12 protein-coding genes are annotated in these 16,605 nt (G+C 34.4%); 3 read left to right on the top strand and 9 right to left on the bottom strand.

Annotated elements, in window-relative coordinates:
* Nucleotides 1-192 precede the first annotated feature (192 nt).
* Nucleotides 193-1,218: a helix-turn-helix domain-containing protein gene (locus tag NU08_RS13540; RefSeq protein WP_129747724.1), complete on the bottom strand. Its 1,026-nt coding sequence runs from the start codon at nucleotides 1,216-1,218 to the stop codon at nucleotides 193-195.
* Between the two features lie 171 nt (nucleotides 1,219-1,389).
* Between NU08_RS13540 and NU08_RS13535 the strand changes: the two genes are divergently transcribed.
* Together NU08_RS13535 and NU08_RS13530 are read left to right on the top strand one after the other, a co-directional pair.
* Nucleotides 1,390-1,875: a DNA-deoxyinosine glycosylase gene (locus NU08_RS13535; RefSeq protein WP_129747723.1), complete on the top strand. Its 486-nt coding sequence runs from the start codon at nucleotides 1,390-1,392 to the stop codon at nucleotides 1,873-1,875.
* Between the two features lie 301 nt (nucleotides 1,876-2,176).
* Nucleotides 2,177-2,611: a DUF6526 family protein gene (locus tag NU08_RS13530; RefSeq protein WP_129747722.1), complete on the top strand. Its 435-nt coding sequence runs from the start codon at nucleotides 2,177-2,179 to the stop codon at nucleotides 2,609-2,611.
* A gap of 100 nt (nucleotides 2,612-2,711) precedes the next feature.
* Here NU08_RS13530 and NU08_RS13525 read toward each other — a convergent pair whose 3' ends face one another.
* The 3 genes from NU08_RS13525 to NU08_RS13515 all read right to left on the bottom strand — a co-directional run bounded on the left by NU08_RS13525 (nucleotide 2,712) and on the right by NU08_RS13515 (nucleotide 6,053).
* Nucleotides 2,712-3,875 carry a hypothetical protein gene (locus tag NU08_RS13525; protein WP_129747721.1) on the bottom strand — a complete coding sequence of 388 codons (1,164 nt, stop codon included), beginning with the start codon at nucleotides 3,873-3,875 and terminating at the stop codon, nucleotides 2,712-2,714.
* 220 nt (nucleotides 3,876-4,095) lie between these two features.
* Nucleotides 4,096-5,517, bottom strand: a complete 1,422-nt coding sequence (locus NU08_RS13520) for an MATE family efflux transporter (protein WP_129747720.1) — start codon at nucleotides 5,515-5,517, stop codon at nucleotides 4,096-4,098.
* 59 nt (nucleotides 5,518-5,576) lie between these two features.
* On the bottom strand, nucleotides 5,577-6,053 hold the full coding sequence (locus tag NU08_RS13515; RefSeq protein ID WP_129747719.1) for a MarR family winged helix-turn-helix transcriptional regulator: 477 nt from the start codon (nucleotides 6,051-6,053) through the stop codon (nucleotides 5,577-5,579).
* Nucleotides 6,054-6,227: 174 nt separating this feature from the next.
* Here NU08_RS13515 and NU08_RS13510 point away from each other — a divergent pair, with 174 nt between their 5' ends.
* Nucleotides 6,228-7,139, top strand: a complete 912-nt coding sequence (locus tag NU08_RS13510; protein WP_129747718.1) for a hypothetical protein — start codon at nucleotides 6,228-6,230, stop codon at nucleotides 7,137-7,139.
* A gap of 257 nt (nucleotides 7,140-7,396) precedes the next feature.
* Here NU08_RS13510 and NU08_RS13505 read toward each other — a convergent pair whose 3' ends face one another.
* The 5 genes from NU08_RS13505 to NU08_RS13485 form a co-directional block, all read right to left on the bottom strand.
* The gene (locus NU08_RS13505) at nucleotides 7,397-9,415 is read right to left on the bottom strand and encodes a glycoside hydrolase family 97 protein (protein ID WP_129747717.1); all 2,019 of its coding nucleotides are present in this window, start codon (nucleotides 9,413-9,415) and stop codon (nucleotides 7,397-7,399) included.
* Nucleotides 9,416-9,440: 25 nt separating this feature from the next.
* On the bottom strand, nucleotides 9,441-10,685 hold the full coding sequence (locus NU08_RS13500) for a glycoside hydrolase family 71/99-like protein (RefSeq protein ID WP_129747716.1): 1,245 nt from the start codon (nucleotides 10,683-10,685) through the stop codon (nucleotides 9,441-9,443).
* Nucleotides 10,686-10,950: 265 nt separating this feature from the next.
* Nucleotides 10,951-12,462, bottom strand: a complete 1,512-nt coding sequence (locus tag NU08_RS13495) for a RagB/SusD family nutrient uptake outer membrane protein (protein ID WP_129747715.1) — start codon at nucleotides 12,460-12,462, stop codon at nucleotides 10,951-10,953.
* A 28-nt stretch (nucleotides 12,463-12,490) separates the two neighbouring features.
* Nucleotides 12,491-15,490 (bottom strand): SusC/RagA family TonB-linked outer membrane protein, encoded by a 3,000-nt coding sequence (locus NU08_RS13490; RefSeq protein WP_242502556.1) that lies wholly within the window; start codon nucleotides 15,488-15,490, stop codon nucleotides 12,491-12,493.
* Nucleotides 15,491-15,518: 28 nt separating this feature from the next.
* Nucleotides 15,519-16,601, bottom strand: a complete 1,083-nt coding sequence (locus NU08_RS13485) for a hypothetical protein (RefSeq protein WP_129747714.1) — start codon at nucleotides 16,599-16,601, stop codon at nucleotides 15,519-15,521.
* Between the last annotated feature and the right edge of the window lie 4 nt (nucleotides 16,602-16,605).

Genomic DNA, 16,605 nt, shown 5'->3' with positions numbered 1-16,605 from the left:
TAGTTTTTTTAGATACTAAGAAACTAAGGTTCTAAGATTCTAAGTTTTTTTTGAAAACTATAGAATCTTAGAACCTTATTGTGTATATAATGTGCTTTAGAGCTAGCGACTTTATTTTTTGAGATTTTGATACATTCAGTATAAGAAAAAGCTTAGAATCTTAGCATCTTAGAACCTTAGAAACTTCGGCCGTTAGGCCGTAATAGCTAGAGAATTCAAATTAAATTTATATTCTTTAGGACTGCAGTTGAATTTTTGTTTGAATATTTTAGAGAAATAACTTCTGCTAGTGAAACCAATGCAGTATACGATTTCTGAAATATTTAAGTCAGATGTTCTTATTAAAATCTCGGCTTTTAGCACTCTCATGTGAGTAATATAATCATTGACCGTACGGTTGTGAATCATTTTAAATCCTTCCTGAAGTTTGTTTGGAGAAAGACCCGATTTTTTGCTTAAAGATTTTATTGAAAAAGCTTCTTCTGGATTTGATTTTATAAATTCAGAAAGTTCTTTTACTTCTTCAAGTTCTCTTAACGTCAATCCGTTTGAATCAGTCGCAAAAGCATGCAAATCGTCTGAATGCTGCTGAATTTCCATTGCCAGAATGATTCTCATAATTCCTTCTTTCAACAGATTTCTAACAATTCCTCTTTGCGTAATCGAATTAAGCTGTTCGATCTTCTCTGCAATCTGTAAATTATAAGAGCCTATATAAAAGAAATCTGTAGTTTGACTATTTTCAAAAAAGGTATCTTTTACCTGTTGGTTTAGAGAGTTTATCTGATTTTCTGCATCAATTTGTGTTCCTACAATAATTAATGTGAGTTTTGTTTTCTTGCCTTTTTCGAACAACAAAACATTATCCTGATTTTGCTTAGATGTTACAATTGCCGTCTGAAAGGTTTTTAATTTTCGTTCTTCGCCATCCAATCCAAAACTATGCGAAAGATTTCCTTTAGAACAATAAGCAAAATAAACTGGTGATGATTTTACATTTAGAATATCCAGTCTGACATCTGTCGAAAATGTCATATCAAACTGAACATACGAAATGTTATCGTTAAAAGAAGCTCCAATTATAGAACCTTCTGCAAAACTATTTTCTACTTCGAGTGTATATTCATCTATGTCAAATGTCACTTTTCCGCCAAAACTAGTTTGAAGTTCATCAAATATATTTTGAGTTTTTTCTGTATTTATAGTAACAATTTTCATGGTTCGCCGGATTTAAAATTATAATTTGCCAAACAGATTATTTCTTAGAATCTGAAAGTCAAAGTTCGCTTAAAGACAGACCAAAAATGTTATATAATTTTTCAGTTTTGTTTTATAATTCCTTATAAATGTTTATTTTAACCTATATCTCAATTCATTAAAGAAAGAAATATGAAAAGCTTTTCGTTTGCTCCTATTAGTTCTCCAACTTCTAAAATTCTGATTTTAGGTACGATGCCTGGAACAAAATCTTTAGAACTCAATCAATATTATGGCCACAATCAGAATAACTTTTGGAAATTTATGTTTCAAATTTTGGGAGAAGACTTTTCTAAAGATTATGAAATACGAAAAAGCTTATTAATAAAAAACGACATTGCTCTTTGGGATGTCTTACAATTTTGCGAACGCGTTGGAAGCTTGGACAGCGCCATAAAAAATGAAATTGCAAATGATTTTGAAAATTTCCTAGAAACACATACTCAAATACAAAGCATTATTTTTAATGGACAAAAAGCAGCGGCGTTTTTTAAAAAATATGTTCATTTAACAAAAGAATATAAAACATTTACACTCCCGTCAACAAGTCCGGCCAATGCTAGCAAGGCTTTGCAAGATAAATTGAATGAATGGAGTATTATTAAAACTCTATTATAAGAGCACAAATTTTATGTAATTAAAATGCAAATATTGAAATCATGTAACTTTTTCCGTTTAAAGTATAACAAAAAACAACTGCTCTCGATCTAATTTTACATCAAAGAAAAATAAGCCATATTGACGGTTTGATTAATGAAATGAAAAAGGCTTTATTCTTATTAAAATTTACAAAGCAAACTGTAAAAAGTTTAGTCTATAAAGAGAACATTGGTTATGTTAGTTTATTTTTGGGAAAAAGCTACTCTATAGAAATATAGAGTAGTTTTGTTTTTATAGGCTGTCATTTAAAGTTGAAAACATGAAAATTCAGACATATTATAATCATATACGGTTTTATACCCCACACCATTTTATATATTATCCTGTTTTAATTTTATTCCTAATTGCTAGCATTTATTTAGGAATTACAACAGAAGATCATTTAATATGGGCATTTATCAGTGTTGCTTTTATATTTCTATTTGTACTGGCTTATATGCTTCGCCAGCACTATGCGTTAACGTTGCAAAATAGGATTGTTCGTTTAGAAATGCGTTACCGTTATTTTACTTTAACAGGTAAAAGATTCGAAGAATTTGAATACAAACTTACAGATGACCAGATATTTGCATTGCGCTTTGCACCAGACGACGAATTGATTCCGCTTGTAGAAGATGTTCTAAAAAACAACTTAACCGGCGATGCAATCAAAAAAGCAATCGTACACTGGAAAGCAGATTATCATAGGGTTTAAAATGGTAATTACAATGACAAAATTCAATAACAATATCAATTTTTAATTTTTAGTTTTTTTAATTAATTATTGATTTTTGCCATTGTCATTGATATTTACATTAATTTTTCTTTCTATTAAAAACAAGGTAAAACAGAAATAGTACAATCCAAACCGCAACAATTACAGCAAAATAAATCGCAATAATGTTCGGATGCAGATAATTAGGTTCGTAAAACAACTTATCTAAAGTCTTAAATTTTTCTGCTAAAGCTTTTCTATCAAAAGTGTTTCTAATTCCGTTAAGAGGTTCGTCACGGTTATCCTTGTAACGATAGACATCTTGAGTTAATTGTTTTGGAACTAAACTCGTTTCTATATTGTATTTTCTAAAAAGCGTATCCAATCTTTGGAAAGTATAGGTTAGCGAATCCTTCTTAAAATTGTACAGCAATTTATAACGATCTACAGCTACTTGATAGATTTGTTTATTTATAGAATCACCTTGAACGGGATTAAACAAAGACTTGTTTTCCAGAAAAATACAAATATCACTATCATGTTCTGGATGCACTTGAACACTCTTAAAAACAATTTCTGTACTATCGCCTACAACCGTTTTTGAGATAACTCTTTTGTATAATTCCTCTTTGTCAAAACCAAGAATATTAAAAATACTATCTGCTTTATTTGTTGTTTTATCAAAAGTGCTTGTCAGCGCCTTTAAGGTATCAATACTATAATAACTAGTTTCTGTAATAGGATATTCGCCAGGCGAAATAGTATCTTCTTGCTTAATTACAGGATAAGGTTTTGGATATAAAATGTTCTCGTAATTGAATAATTTCTCAGAACTATAAGAAGTGTATCCATACAAAAACGGATTTAAAACATTCAAGAGTTTTTTGTCATTATTAAAATCATTTTCAGACAATTCTGTTTTCAGTTTAGCGTTCATTCCGAAACTGTAACTAACAAAAAACGAAAAAGTCAAAAATGAGATCAGCAGCAAACAAAAGGCAACTTTAAAAAGATTCCCGCCTTTATAGTTTTCTCTCGAATGATTACGAACCAGAAAAATCAAAAAGATAAGCAAAAACAATCCGCTTACGAAAAAATGAGAAATCGAAACGTCATCATAAAATTTAAATCGGTAGAATTCGGTATAGATATTAATATTCTTGAGCCCCTTAAAAGTAAAATAACCGTATAAAAAGTAAGCTAGGTGAATTAAGGCTAATACAATAATAGATTTTATGAAATAACGCTTTAGATTTTTTGTCATTTTTAAAGGTGCTAAGATTCTGAGATGCTAAGATACTAAGGTTCTAATATACTTAAAATTTATTTTGTCTTTCATAAAAATACATTTAGAAAATTAAAATTACGCACATTGTTCATCTAATATTTAAAATATCAGCAATCTGCCAATCTTACGTTAGATGCACTGCAGTGCATCTCTACAAAAAAACTCAGAACCTTAGCATCTTAGAATCTCAGAACCTTTATTTAGAAATATCAAATCCTTCCTTCACAATTTCGCTTTCAACCTTATCAATCAATTTATTGGTTTTACCGGTTAATCTTTCTTTCTTCCAATCGCCTTTAGCATATATGACAACTGTAATTAAAGCCGTTACAACAGAAGCAATCGGAAAAGCCCACCAGATTCCAATTTTTCCTAAAGAAGTATTGTGAGACAAAATATAAGCCAGCGGAAACTGTATTACCCATTGCGAAACCAAAGTTAGAATCATTGGCAATTTGGTATTTCCAACAGCACGAAATACTCCTGTCAAGCAAAGCTGCAAACCAAGAAATCCCCAAGAAAGACAAGTGATTCTTAGCAATTCTGTTCCACCTTCAATAACTGCTTGATCATTTGGTACGAAAAAAGCAATTAAATAAGGGGCAAAAATAAAAGCAATGATTCCGAGACCTGATAATAATCCGAAACCTAAATAGGCTCCTAATTTTGATATTTCAGCGGCACGCGTAACATTTCCTGCTCCAATATTTTGTCCGACAAGAGTAGCAATCGCCATGGACAAACCTAAAGCTGGAATCAAAATCAGCTGAATCAAATTGGAACCTGCTCCATAAGAAGCAACGGTCAATGTACCAAAACGAACAATTAAAAACGTAATGGCCATCATTCCCAAAGCACGCATAGACTGCTCGATTGAAGAGGGAAAACCAATTTCAAAAGCTCTTTTAATGTGTTTGTAATCAGGTTTAAAATCGGCAATACGAAGATGGATTCCGTGTTTTCCTCTAAATAGAATCGCAAATCCAATTATAATTGCCAAAAGCTGTGTAGATAAAGTGGCCAAAGCTGCGCCTTTTACGCCCAAAGCCGGAATAAAATTCCATCCGTAAATAAATAACGGATCTAAAGCAAAATTCAAAATAACAGTTCCTAGAACAATATAAACTGGCAACGTCACACGCCCAACACCACGCATAATCGATTGGAAAATCATAAATCCGAAACTAAACACGAGACCAACAAATGCCACACGCATAAATCCTAACGCATCTACATAAACCGTAGGCTCTACCTTTAGCAGATATAAAAAATAGGGACTCAAAATATATCCAATAATCGACAAGAAAACAGAAACTATAATTACCATCGACAAAGTTTGCGCCGCAACGTGATTGACCATTTTCTGATTTCCCGCACCAAAATATTGTGCAATTAAAATAGAACCCGCAATAGCCAATCCGGTTCCTAAAGCTATGGTTAAAAATATCACAGGCGTACTTATAGAAACCGCCGCAACAGCGTCTCCACCCAAACGTCCCACCCAAAAAGCATCTACCAACTGATATGCGGCTTGTAATAAATTAGCAATCATAATTGGGACCGCCAATTTTAATAATGAAGAAAGGATTGGCCCTTCTAACAATTCATTTTTTTTCATTTATTCAAAAAATTATTTAAAAATCAGTTGACATATCAACTTTTAAAGTTCAAAAAAAATTAAAGCGTTTCAAGCTTATCTGCATACGATCTTACAGCATTTAGCGCTTCGATTCTTTCTTTTGGAGAGAAAACGGACATTACCTCCTCTTCCGCTCTTTTCATCAGAGAACGAATATTCTTAGCCAATGCAGTTCCTTCATCTGTAAGACTCACAATGTTTTTACGCTTATCCATTTTGTCTTTTACCACCTCAACAAGATTCTTTTTTTCTAATGCCGAAATGCTTCTTAAAATAGAAGATTTGTCGCGCATTGTTTTGTCTGACAATTCTCTCTGCGAAAGACTTTTGTGGTGCAGAATCATCAGCAATGGCAATTGTTCCAGCTGTAATGTAATTCCTGCTTCATTCATTAACGCATTTGCACGTCTAAAAATTGCTCGTTTGATACGATGAATCTGAAAGAAGAAACTATCTGATATTTCTTCTTTCCAAAAATTTGAAAAACTGTCTTTATCGGTATGTTTAATTTCCATAACGCAAAATTACAAAAAAGAGTGATATGTCAACTATTTTTCAAACAAATTCTTATTTTACTGATAACCAGATTTTTCATAAAAATAATTCGACATTAAAATCAAAAATGAACGATTATTTTTACTAACTTTAAATGTTAAATATTACCTAATAAAAACTTAAAAACTATTCTGATGAAACAATTATTTATTTTTTTGGTAATGATGCTCCTTTGGATTCCTCTAAACGCTCAAACTCTTGCTCAAAACAGTAATGATGAAGGCTTAACAACTGTAAAAACCGAAACCGATGATTATCAAGATAATAGTGTAGATGATCTGCCCTGGCACAATAGACGTTTTAAAGTTACTGCTGGCGGTTTTTTTCCCGTAAACAACACTCAAGTTAAAGTTGAAGGTAATAACGGAAATATAGGAACTGAAATTGATCTTGAAAGTGATTTGGGATTTTCTAAATCAACTGCATCTTTTTTGGGAACGTTTGATTGGCGTATATCCAAAAGATCGCGACTAGGTTTTGAGTATTTTGTGTTAGACCGAACTGCAACAAAAACATTACAAAGAGATATTAATTTCGGAGACCATACTTATCCTGTAGACGGAAGCGTTCGAGGTACGTTTAATGTACAAATTGCTAGAATTGCTTATGGCTACGCCATTCTGTCTAAACCTAAATATCAAGCTGGTTTACTAATTGGGGCGCATGTCCTTTTTGCAGATTTAGGCCTAAAATTAAATGCTAATACACAAAGTGTAGAATATCGTGATACTTTTAACTTTACGGCTCCACTGCCAGATATTGGAATTTGGGGAGAATTTGTTCTTGGAAAACGCTGGGGTTTATATGCCAACGTAAATTATCTAGCAGTAAAAATTAATGATACAGATGGCCGAATTATAAGCTACAATTTGGCGGTTTTATACAATGTTGTCCAAAACTTTAGTCTTACCGCAGGTTATACTGGATTAAACTTTAGAATAGACACTATTCAGGATAGATTAAACGGTTTCTTAAAATGGGGCTATAACGGACCAACGATAACTGCAGTGTACACTTTTGGAAAGCATGTTAAAGTTACGAAATAAGGTTCTGAGGTACTAAGATACTGAGGTTCTAAGTTTTTTTTAACCGCAAAGTTCGCAAAGGTTTTATTTTAAAGCTTTGCGAACTTTGCGAAAAATCCTAGTGCTCTTTGCGGTAAAATTATACTCAAAGTTACTCAAACCTGAAACTTTAAACTTTAAACAAATAAAAAAAACAAACCCGACAACTCTCCAGCTATCGGGTTTATTACCAAACTTAAACTTACTTAACTTAACTCAAAATAAAACTTAACTAATATTTATTTTTCGATTGGAGAAAATTTTACTGCTGTTCCTCCACCAGCTGCCAATTTGATATCTAAAACAGTTTTGCTGTTTACTTTTTGTTTAGAGATTGTAACTGGATATGGATTAGTTTTATAATTTGCTCCAGGTCCATCAGCGTAGATTTCTGCTTCGTATTCTTTATTCTTATCTAAAAATGACAATGCAACTTTTAAGTCTCTTGCATTTCTGTTTGTGATTGATCCTAAATACCAATTTTTCTCATCCCAATCTTTGCGGGCAATTGTAGTATATTCTCCAATTTTAGAATCTAAAACTTTAGTATCCGACCAAGTGCAAGGAACATCTTTTACAAACTGAAATTCTGGCTTTCCTTCATAATTTTCAGGCAAATCGGATGCCATTTGCAGCGGACTGAAAATAATCACATACAATGCCAATTGATTTGCTAAAGTAGTTTGCACTTTTGCTCCAGATGGCGTTTTGTAATCAAAATTGAAATTACCTGGCGTGTAATCAAATGGTCCAGAAAGCATTCTTGTAAAAGGCAAAGTTGTTAAATGCTCTGGTGTATTTCCTCCATCTACAGACCATGCATTATATTCTTGTCCACGACCGCCTTCTTGCGACATAAAGTTTGGATAGGTACGTTGCAAACCAGTTCCTTTCATTGGTTCGTGATTATCAATCATGATATGATATTTAGCCGCAGTTTCTATTACTTTTCTGTAATGACGCGCTCCGTATTGGCTGTCATGCCATTCTTTTTTGTCTAAAAATTTGTTTACGTAACCCGTTTTAACCGAATTCACTCCCATTTTCTGATACAGTTTAAAAGCATCTTCCAATTGGTTTTCATAATTTTTGGTTGCTCCTGCAGTTTCATGATGTCCAATTAATCGAACATTTTTCATTGCTGCATATTTTGTAATTTCTTCCAAATTAAAATCTGGATAGGCTTTTACAAAACTAAATGTATTGCCGTCAGCTGTCCAGTCGCCGTCCCAGCCTTCATTCCAGCCTTCTACTAGAACTCCGTCAAAACCATTTTTCGCAGCAAAATCGATGTACTCTTTTGTGTTTTTTGTTGTCGCACCATGTTTTGGACCTTGTCCCCAAGTATATTTTTCTAAATGCATTCCCCACCAAATTCCGATGTATTTTGATGGCGTGATCCAAGATAAGTCTTCAATTTTTGAAGGCTCGTTCAGATTTAGCATAATCGTAGAAGTTGCTACTTCTCCAGGATTTTTTCCAACAACAATAGTTCTCCAAGGCGTTTTAAAAGGCGTTTCAGCATATACTTTTACACCATCTGCCCACGGCACTAAATCACTTTTGTATTGTTTGTCTGTAGTTTTTAAAAGCGTCATTGAAGCAAAATCTGTTAAGTTAGCTTCGTGAATGGCTACATACAATTTGTCTTTGGTTTCAAAAGTGGCTGGCGTATTAATCGTATCCGTTTTACTCATTAACGTTTTACGGTATTCACTTTCGTAATAACTGTTTTCGCGATGAACTGGAATCCACCAAACTTCGTTATTGTCTTTAAAAGTAAATTGCGTTACTTCGTTAGAGATTTTGACTTTTCCTAAATGAGGCTGTTTTGGGAATTCATAACGAAATCCGACACCATCATCAAAAACCCTAAAGATGATATCAACCAAACGCTCCTCGCCTTTTGCTTCTTTTAAATGGACAATCAGTTCGTTATGATGATCTCTTACTTTTTTGAATTCGCCCCAAGGCTGTTCCCAAGTTTCATCTGCCGATTTTTCTTCTGTCGAAACGACTTCGAAACCATCTGTCATTTTTGCTAATCCTTGAAATTCAAATCCCATCAAAGAAGGTTCAATAACCGATTTTCCATTAGAAGAAAAACTATATTGAGGCTGTCCAGAAGGTGTTAATTCAAAAATTAATTCAGAGACTTTTTCCGGAGAACTGATTTTATACGTTTTTTTAGTACTGCAGGCCATAATCAGCATCGATGCAAAAGCCACAAGACAGTATCTATATTTTCTGTTTTTCATTATTTAAATTGTATTAATTACAGCTCTATTTTATTTCGCTTATTACTTGTTTTGCTTTTGCTGGCTGCATCGAAACAAAATAATTAAACGCTTGGTCGAGTTTTTTCTGGATTTCGACATTTCCTTTTTTCTGTACGCGTAAATCATACAATTTGCTGATGTCTGGAAATATGCTTTCTGTGTTTTTTACGCCAGAGAAAGTTTTTATTTTTTCGATAAAAGAATAGCCAAATTCAACTGTTGGTTCAATCATGGTTCCTTCTCCGAAATCATTCCAAGTAATCAGCTGCAGGTAATTCACATTGGCATTTTTAGCTAAAGCAAGCGTTTCATCAAGCGTCGCTCCGTTATTATGTTCGATAGTCCAACCAATCGCTGCTCCACCTCCGCCAGCAGCATAAAAATCTTTAAAACCTGGATAAGCACTTCCCATTGCCTCGCCCAATTTTGGTTTTGTATTGGTATAAAAATTCGTCAAATAGCTGTTATCTTTATATACCCATGCATATTCGCCAGAAGCATTTTCTCCTGCCATCGATGAATGATCCCAAAGTGTTAGGAAAGTCGGTTTTGTAGTCAAGGCATTAAAGACATTTGTCCATTCTGCTGGAGTCTGTAACACGATTGGTCCAAAATTCATTAACAGCGGTTTCCCATTAATCTTGATATAATTAGCATCAGGGAAATAATTCTTTTCTACATAAGCCAAATCTGTTTTTGCTGCACCGGTTACCGAAATTGCTTTTCCTGCATTGACAACATTCGTCAAGAATCGATCTTCGTATACAATGGCATATTCTAAACCTACTTTGTCAAGCATTTCAATAAGCTGATCTGTATTTTCTTTGACCATTCTATAATCGTTTACATCGTAAGTTCCATACCAGTCGATCAGAATTCCATCAATTCCTGAATATTTCATCAATAGCAAATGATTTTCAATCACATTTTTATCGCCTGAGTGATAAGGTCCAATCAGCGGATAATAATACGATGCGATTTCTCTTCGGCCGTTTGCTCCTACGTTGTTCGGATTTTTGTTTGCCATTGTCCAATGATATCCCCATTTTTTATCGGCACTGCTTTCGTTGGTTTCAAACCACGGCATATAATGCATATAAATCTTGGTGCTGTTGGTTTTCTCAATCGCAACAGGCGCTGTTTTTTCTGGTTCTACAGGTTTATCTGAGCCTTTGTCATCGCTACTGCATCCAGCAACCATCACAATGCTTATCAAACCCAAAACCAACGATGTGATATATCTTTTCATATTGAGATACTATTTTATTTATACTTAATAATTTAAACACATAGAAACATAGCTTTTTGAAACTTAGAAAAAGGCGTTTCACTCACATAAATACACATAGCTATGTGTTAGAAACTAGTTCCTTTCCTTTTCTTTATTACACATAAAAACCTATGTTTCTATGTGTTAAATATATTTTAAGCACTGTCGATCTATTTAATGCAACGTTTAAAAACATGTCAGCCTTCCACGACTAACCAACATGGAAGACTGACATTCTAGTAACCTAATTTGGATACCCAGGATTTTGTTTTAGATTTTTATTGGTAGTTAAAACAGTACTCGGAATTGGGAAAATTGCTCTGTATTTCTCAGTCGTACCTTTTGACCACCATGGCTGGAAGAACGTTCCGAAACGGATATTGTCTGTTCTTCTTCTTCCTTCAAATGTGAATTCTTTCAGTAATTCTTGATCTATAAACGCCAAGTCAATAGTTGCTGGGACTTCTTCACCTGCACGAGACGCAACTTGCTGTACAAATGGTCTAGCTAAGTCTGGCGAACCCAAACGAACGTAACATTCTGCCTGCATCATTAAGATTTCTGCATAACGAATTAATACAAAATCGTGATCGCGTTCCCATTGTTCTCCTGCTTTCATTTCGTATTTATGCAAACGAACTCCTTCATTCTCTTTCGCATCTTCTAAACTTGTTAGATTCTCAGTATAGGTTAATGGTTCTCCGTTGTCCATCATAATTACAGATCCTGTCGCAAGATTGATCTGATCTCCTTCAAGCATACATTTCTTTCTTTTGTCTGTATCTGCAAAAGCTGAGTAAACTCCAGGCTGCGCACACATTCCGTTTGCACTCCAAGGATAATTGTTTGGTATTGCAGAAATTGCAAGTTTTTGATTGTAGTGGCAAGACATTGAGTTCATATAATTTCCAACTGTTCCTGCTTTTGAATCGTAAGGAATAGCAAAAATAATTTCTGGAGAAGTCTGGTTTTCTGTCACAAAATTATCGAAGAAATCTGGCGTTAAGCTATATCCTGTTACCTTTTGGCACATATTGATACAATCTTGCCAACGTGGCTGACCTATAAATGCCTCTGAATTAAGATATAATCTAGCTAAAACAGAGTATGCTACGTTTCTAGTAAATTTAGAATACACCACATTTGGATTTAAATACGGAATAGCATCTGTTAATTCCTTTTCAACGAAATCATACACTTGTTTTCTTGTTGAATTTGTCGGAAGATCTGTGTCTTCAAAATTGGTTACAATTGGCACATTTCCGAACAAATCTAAAAGATTGTAGTAGTAATAGGCTCTAAGCGCTTTTAATTCGGCAAAAATCGGCGTTTTTGCTTTATCTGACAAAGATGATTTATTGATCTGATAAATAATCGCGTTGATTTTAGCAATTCCAGTATAGTTATATCGCCAAGCCGAAAGAATCATTCTATTATCTGATTTCCAAGTATGTTTTTGAGCTTCTTGATATTGCCCTCCGTCGTACCAGTTTGTACCTCTTGTCGGAATTGTAGCTTCGTCTGAAACTACCTCATTCAAAAAGAAAACATATTCGCAAGTTGGAAAATTATTTGAGATTGCATCGGAGAATCCTCTTAACGAAGAATAAGCTCCACCTACCAGCGCATCAATTTCTTTGGTTGTATTTCCAAAATTTCCGTCTTCTACCTGATCATACAACTGCTCGTTCAAATCAGTACATGATACCGTAAAAAGCATGCTTAAAAGTATGGCTGCTGTTATTTTGATTTTCATTTTTAATATTTTATGGTTATCAATTCGCTTAGTTATTCAGCGTAAAATTTAGTCCAACAGAAATTGTAGTTGGTCGAGGATAATTGTTGTATTTATCGATACCAGGAGCTGCCAATCCAGTTTGATCCACACCATCCTGAGCATTTAAACCAATCTCTGGATCTACACCTTTGTAACCTGTAATTACAAATAAGTTTTCTCCCATTACATACATTCTAAATTTAGATTTTTTGTATTTCAATGGTAAAGTATAACCAAATGTCAAAGTCTGAAGTCTAAAGAAAGATGCGTCTTCAATCCAATAATCAGAATACTTAGGAGCAGAAGTAATACCGCTACTTAAGAAAGAATCTGGCACATTAAAAGCTGGTAATCTGTTCGGGTCGTTTAACATCATGTTTGTAGCATTTAAAGCTTTTTGCCCAAACATTCCGTATCCAGAAAATCCAAGATCAAAATTTCCATAAGTAAAATTCATTCCGATACCTAAAGTCAAATCTGGCTGAATGTTACCTAAATCTGTTTTGTCTGCATCAACCAAAGCACTTTCATCCACAACTTGTCCTGCTGCATTGTAATACTGAATTTTTCCATTAGCATCCAAACCTGCATTTTTGAATCCCCAGAAAGTTCCAACAGGATATCCCTCTGCAATAATTTGAGAATATTGTCCAGACATACCTGCTAAACCATGAAGAGATCCGCTGTAGATAACATCTGTTTTATAAGTTGGGTTAGAAAGCTTTTCGATTTTCTGAACGTTGTGTCCAAGAGTTAAATTAGCATTCCAATTGAATTTATCTCCTCTGATAATGTCAGCATTCAAAGTTAATTCTACCCCTTTGTTTGACATTTCACCAACGTTTGCCAACATTGTTCCTACTAAATACGGTGGCTGAGGCACTTCGTAAGTATATAATAAATCTTTTGTTGTTTTAGAATACCATTCGAAAGATCCTGTAATTCTGTTGAAAAGTCCAAAATCGAAACCAATATTAACTTGTTCTGTAGATTCCCATTTCAAGTCAGGATTCGGATTTTGTTTTGGAGAATAAGCCAAACTCCAAGTTTTTGTAACTGGATCGTAGTAACTATCGTTTCCAACTCCCAAAATAGAAAGCGATTTGTACTCACCAATTCCGTCCTGATTTCCTGTAACTCCGTAACCTACTCTAAGTTTTAAATTATCCAACCATCCTTTTGAAGATTCCATAAATTCTTCATTAGAAATTCTCCACGCAGCAGAAGCAGATGGAAAAGTTCCCCATTTATTGTTTTCACCAAAACGGCTAGATCCGTCACGTCTTACAGTTGCTGTCAATAAATATTTGCCATCGTAACCATAGTTAGCACGAGCATAGAAAGAAACTAAATTTGATTTTCCTTTGTATGAATACACATCACTCAAACGGTAATTGTAACCAGCTCCTAAATTGTTATAGCTGAAAGCATCTGTTACAAATCCGCCTCTTTGCGCTCCAAAACCTTCGTAGATATTTTCAAGGTAAGAATAACCGGCTAGAGCACTAATGTTATGTTTGTCTATCACTTTGCTGTAGTTTACATAAAGTTCACCTTGTGCATTAGTATATTCTGCGTAAGTTCTTTGAGCAAAACCACCTTCAGTCTGTCCTTCCATAACCGCATAAGATGGTTTGTAAGTGCCTCCTTTTACAGCATTATGTTCTAACGAAATATTCGCTGTAGCAGTAAAGTCATTCAAGAATTTTACATCTGTTTTAAAGTAACCTAAAAGTCTGTGTCTTTCGTTGTCAAAAGTTCTGTTGGTTAAAATCTCAACTGGATTATCGTAGATATTTCCTGTTACCAAACTAAAATTTCCATTTGCATCATAAACTGGAATTGTTGGGTTTAAATTATAAGCTCTTTCAAAAATTCTGTAATCAATTGGGTGCCATTTGTCAATGTTTGCAAATAATCCCATATCAAATTTCACTTCTTTGTTGTCGCCAAGAAATTGATAAGCGCTAACATTTCCGCTTAATCTTTCTAAACCAGATTTTTTAATAACCCCTTCATTATTTAAATAAGAAAGCGAAGTTCTAAAACCGCTATCCGCTTTTCCAGAGTTGATACTTAAAGTATGTGACTGAGAAATTGCAGTCTGCTCTATTGCCTTTTGCCAGTTTGTATTTGCTCCATAATCTACGGCATCTGCAATTTGATTCTGACGAACATATCCTCTCCATTGATTTGCCGATAATAAATCTAAGTTATCATTTACATAACCTACCCCAGTTTGTCCGTTGTATACAACAGAAACCCCTTTTGTTCCAGATTTTGTGGTAATCATGATTACCCCATTTGCTCCACGAGAACCGTAAATTGCCGTTGCCGAAGCATCTTTAAGAACATCAATCGATTTAATATCTGAAGGTTGAACCACGTTAATATCAACTCCAGCAATTCCATCCACAACGATTAACGGACTATTGCTTGCAGTTAGGGAAGTTCCTCCACGAAGACGGATTGTAGAACCCGCTGCAGGATCTCCAGAAGGACGAATAATATTTAATCCCGCTACTTTTCCTTGTAAAACCTGTTCTGTAGAACCGATAGTTCCTTTTACTAAATCATCTGCTCCAACAGTTGAAATTGCTCCCGTTAAATCTGATTTTTTTACTTTTCCGTAACCTACAGAAACAACTTGCACTTCGGCTAAAGTATAGCCATCATTTTGCAGACGCACTTCAAGATTTGAAGTGTTTCCTGTAATTTGAATTTTTTGTGTTGTCGATCCGATAAACGAAACTTCGATTGCACCTCCTACGGCTACCTGAAGGCTGAATTTACCATCAAAATCTGTAGTAGTTCCGTTTTTTGTTCCTACTTCAATGATAGAAGCTCCCGGCAATACCGTACCTGTATTGTCATAAACGGTTCCTGAGATTTGTTTTTTCGTCTGCGCGAAAGTGCTAACAGAAAGAAAAAGCATAAAAATCATCAATACCGCTGCTTTAGCAGTCCACATTTGATGCAGGACGCTTTTTGTATTTTTACTATTCATTAGAATTGGTGTTTTAATTTAATAGTGATTATTTATCTAAAGTTTTAAGCGGAATTGTCGTATCCGAAATCGTTTTGTCCTTGTTGTCTTTTACCAAAACGTGGATTTCACTTAAATTTGGAACTCCGTTTAGTTCTGAAACTAAATTGACAAAACCTTTAATTTCTGCAGTTCCTCCAGTAAACTCACCAGAAATTGTTTTTGGTCCAGCTGTAATCGTGTAGATCAATTTGTTTACACCTACCTCATTATTTTTTCTTGACATTCCAAGAAAATCTTTTTGGCTGATTTGCGATGGAAAAAAAGCAAAACTTGGCGGCGGCGGCGGAATAAATTCTCCTGCATAAATAACCTGATCGCCAGAATTTGCTGTCCAATTCTCTGCAACCATTAGAAAATTTATCTTTTCCATTACAAAATCATCTGGAGCATTGAAGTACTGCTTCGGAACAAAATCCATTTTATAAAAACCGTTGCCTAGATCTTTCAATTTTGTTTTTTCGGCAATTTCTGGTTTAGCAGCTTCGTACATCTGCTGAATAGCCCAGTCATTCAAACCACCATGCATGTGCACACTTGGAGTACCAGCAAATGCAGGATTAAGATTTGCATTAAATACGATACTTACTGGTTTATCAATTAATGGTTTTGATGGATATGATCTAAATAATTCACCAGAAGTGTAAAAAGATGAAAAATCAGTATATGGCACATTGGCAACATCACTTTGTTTAGATCCATTTTTATTTTTTAAACGAAACCAAAATCCGGCACTTGCAGCAATTTCGTCTGGAGTTTTAGAAAAATAAGCTGTCGGAGTCAGCGTAAAGCTCCAAATTTTGTTTCCTTCATATTTCAATTTTGCAAAGTCAGAAGAGTTTTCCCAGTGTCCAGCGTCTGGCTCAGATGGAGACCAAATCCAGATATATAAATCTTCCGTTTCTGCAAATGTCGATGCCGACATATCAAAGTACCATGTAACTTTTTCATCATATTTGTATACAACAGGAAATGATGATATTGGCCCTACAGCTCCAGCGGCTTCTTGTGCCTGAATAAAATTAGGAGCCATCAATAAGGCAAGTAAAACTGTATATATAAACTTTTTCATATTA

This window comes from Flavobacterium anhuiense (assembly GCF_004151235.1).
Taxonomy (GTDB): domain Bacteria; phylum Bacteroidota; class Bacteroidia; order Flavobacteriales; family Flavobacteriaceae; genus Flavobacterium; species Flavobacterium anhuiense_A.
This window is presented reverse-complemented; position numbering and strand designations above follow the sequence as displayed.

Bases quoted from the DNA above. Each gene is read 5' to 3' on its own strand.
- NU08_RS13540 (WP_129747724.1), bottom strand. From the start codon at position 1,218: ATGAAAATTGTTACTATAAATACAGAAAAAACTCAAAATATATTTGAT.
- NU08_RS13535 (WP_129747723.1), top strand. From the start codon at position 1,390: ATGAAAAGCTTTTCGTTTGCTCCTATTAGTTCTCCAACTTCTAAAATT.
- NU08_RS13530 (WP_129747722.1), top strand. From the start codon at position 2,177: ATGAAAATTCAGACATATTATAATCATATACGGTTTTATACCCCACAC.
- NU08_RS13525 (WP_129747721.1), bottom strand. From the start codon at position 3,875: ATGACAAAAAATCTAAAGCGTTATTTCATAAAATCTATTATTGTATTA.
- NU08_RS13520 (WP_129747720.1), bottom strand. From the start codon at position 5,517: ATGAAAAAAAATGAATTGTTAGAAGGGCCAATCCTTTCTTCATTATTA.
- NU08_RS13515 (WP_129747719.1), bottom strand. From the start codon at position 6,053: ATGGAAATTAAACATACCGATAAAGACAGTTTTTCAAATTTTTGGAAA.
- NU08_RS13510 (WP_129747718.1), top strand. From the start codon at position 6,228: ATGAAACAATTATTTATTTTTTTGGTAATGATGCTCCTTTGGATTCCT.
- NU08_RS13505 (WP_129747717.1), bottom strand. From the start codon at position 9,415: ATGAAAAACAGAAAATATAGATACTGTCTTGTGGCTTTTGCATCGATG.
- NU08_RS13500 (WP_129747716.1), bottom strand. From the start codon at position 10,685: ATGAAAAGATATATCACATCGTTGGTTTTGGGTTTGATAAGCATTGTG.
- NU08_RS13495 (WP_129747715.1), bottom strand. From the start codon at position 12,462: ATGAAAATCAAAATAACAGCAGCCATACTTTTAAGCATGCTTTTTACG.
- NU08_RS13490 (WP_242502556.1), bottom strand. From the start codon at position 15,490: ATGAATAGTAAAAATACAAAAAGCGTCCTGCATCAAATGTGGACTGCT.
- NU08_RS13485 (WP_129747714.1), bottom strand. From the start codon at position 16,601: ATGAAAAAGTTTATATATACAGTTTTACTTGCCTTATTGATGGCTCCT.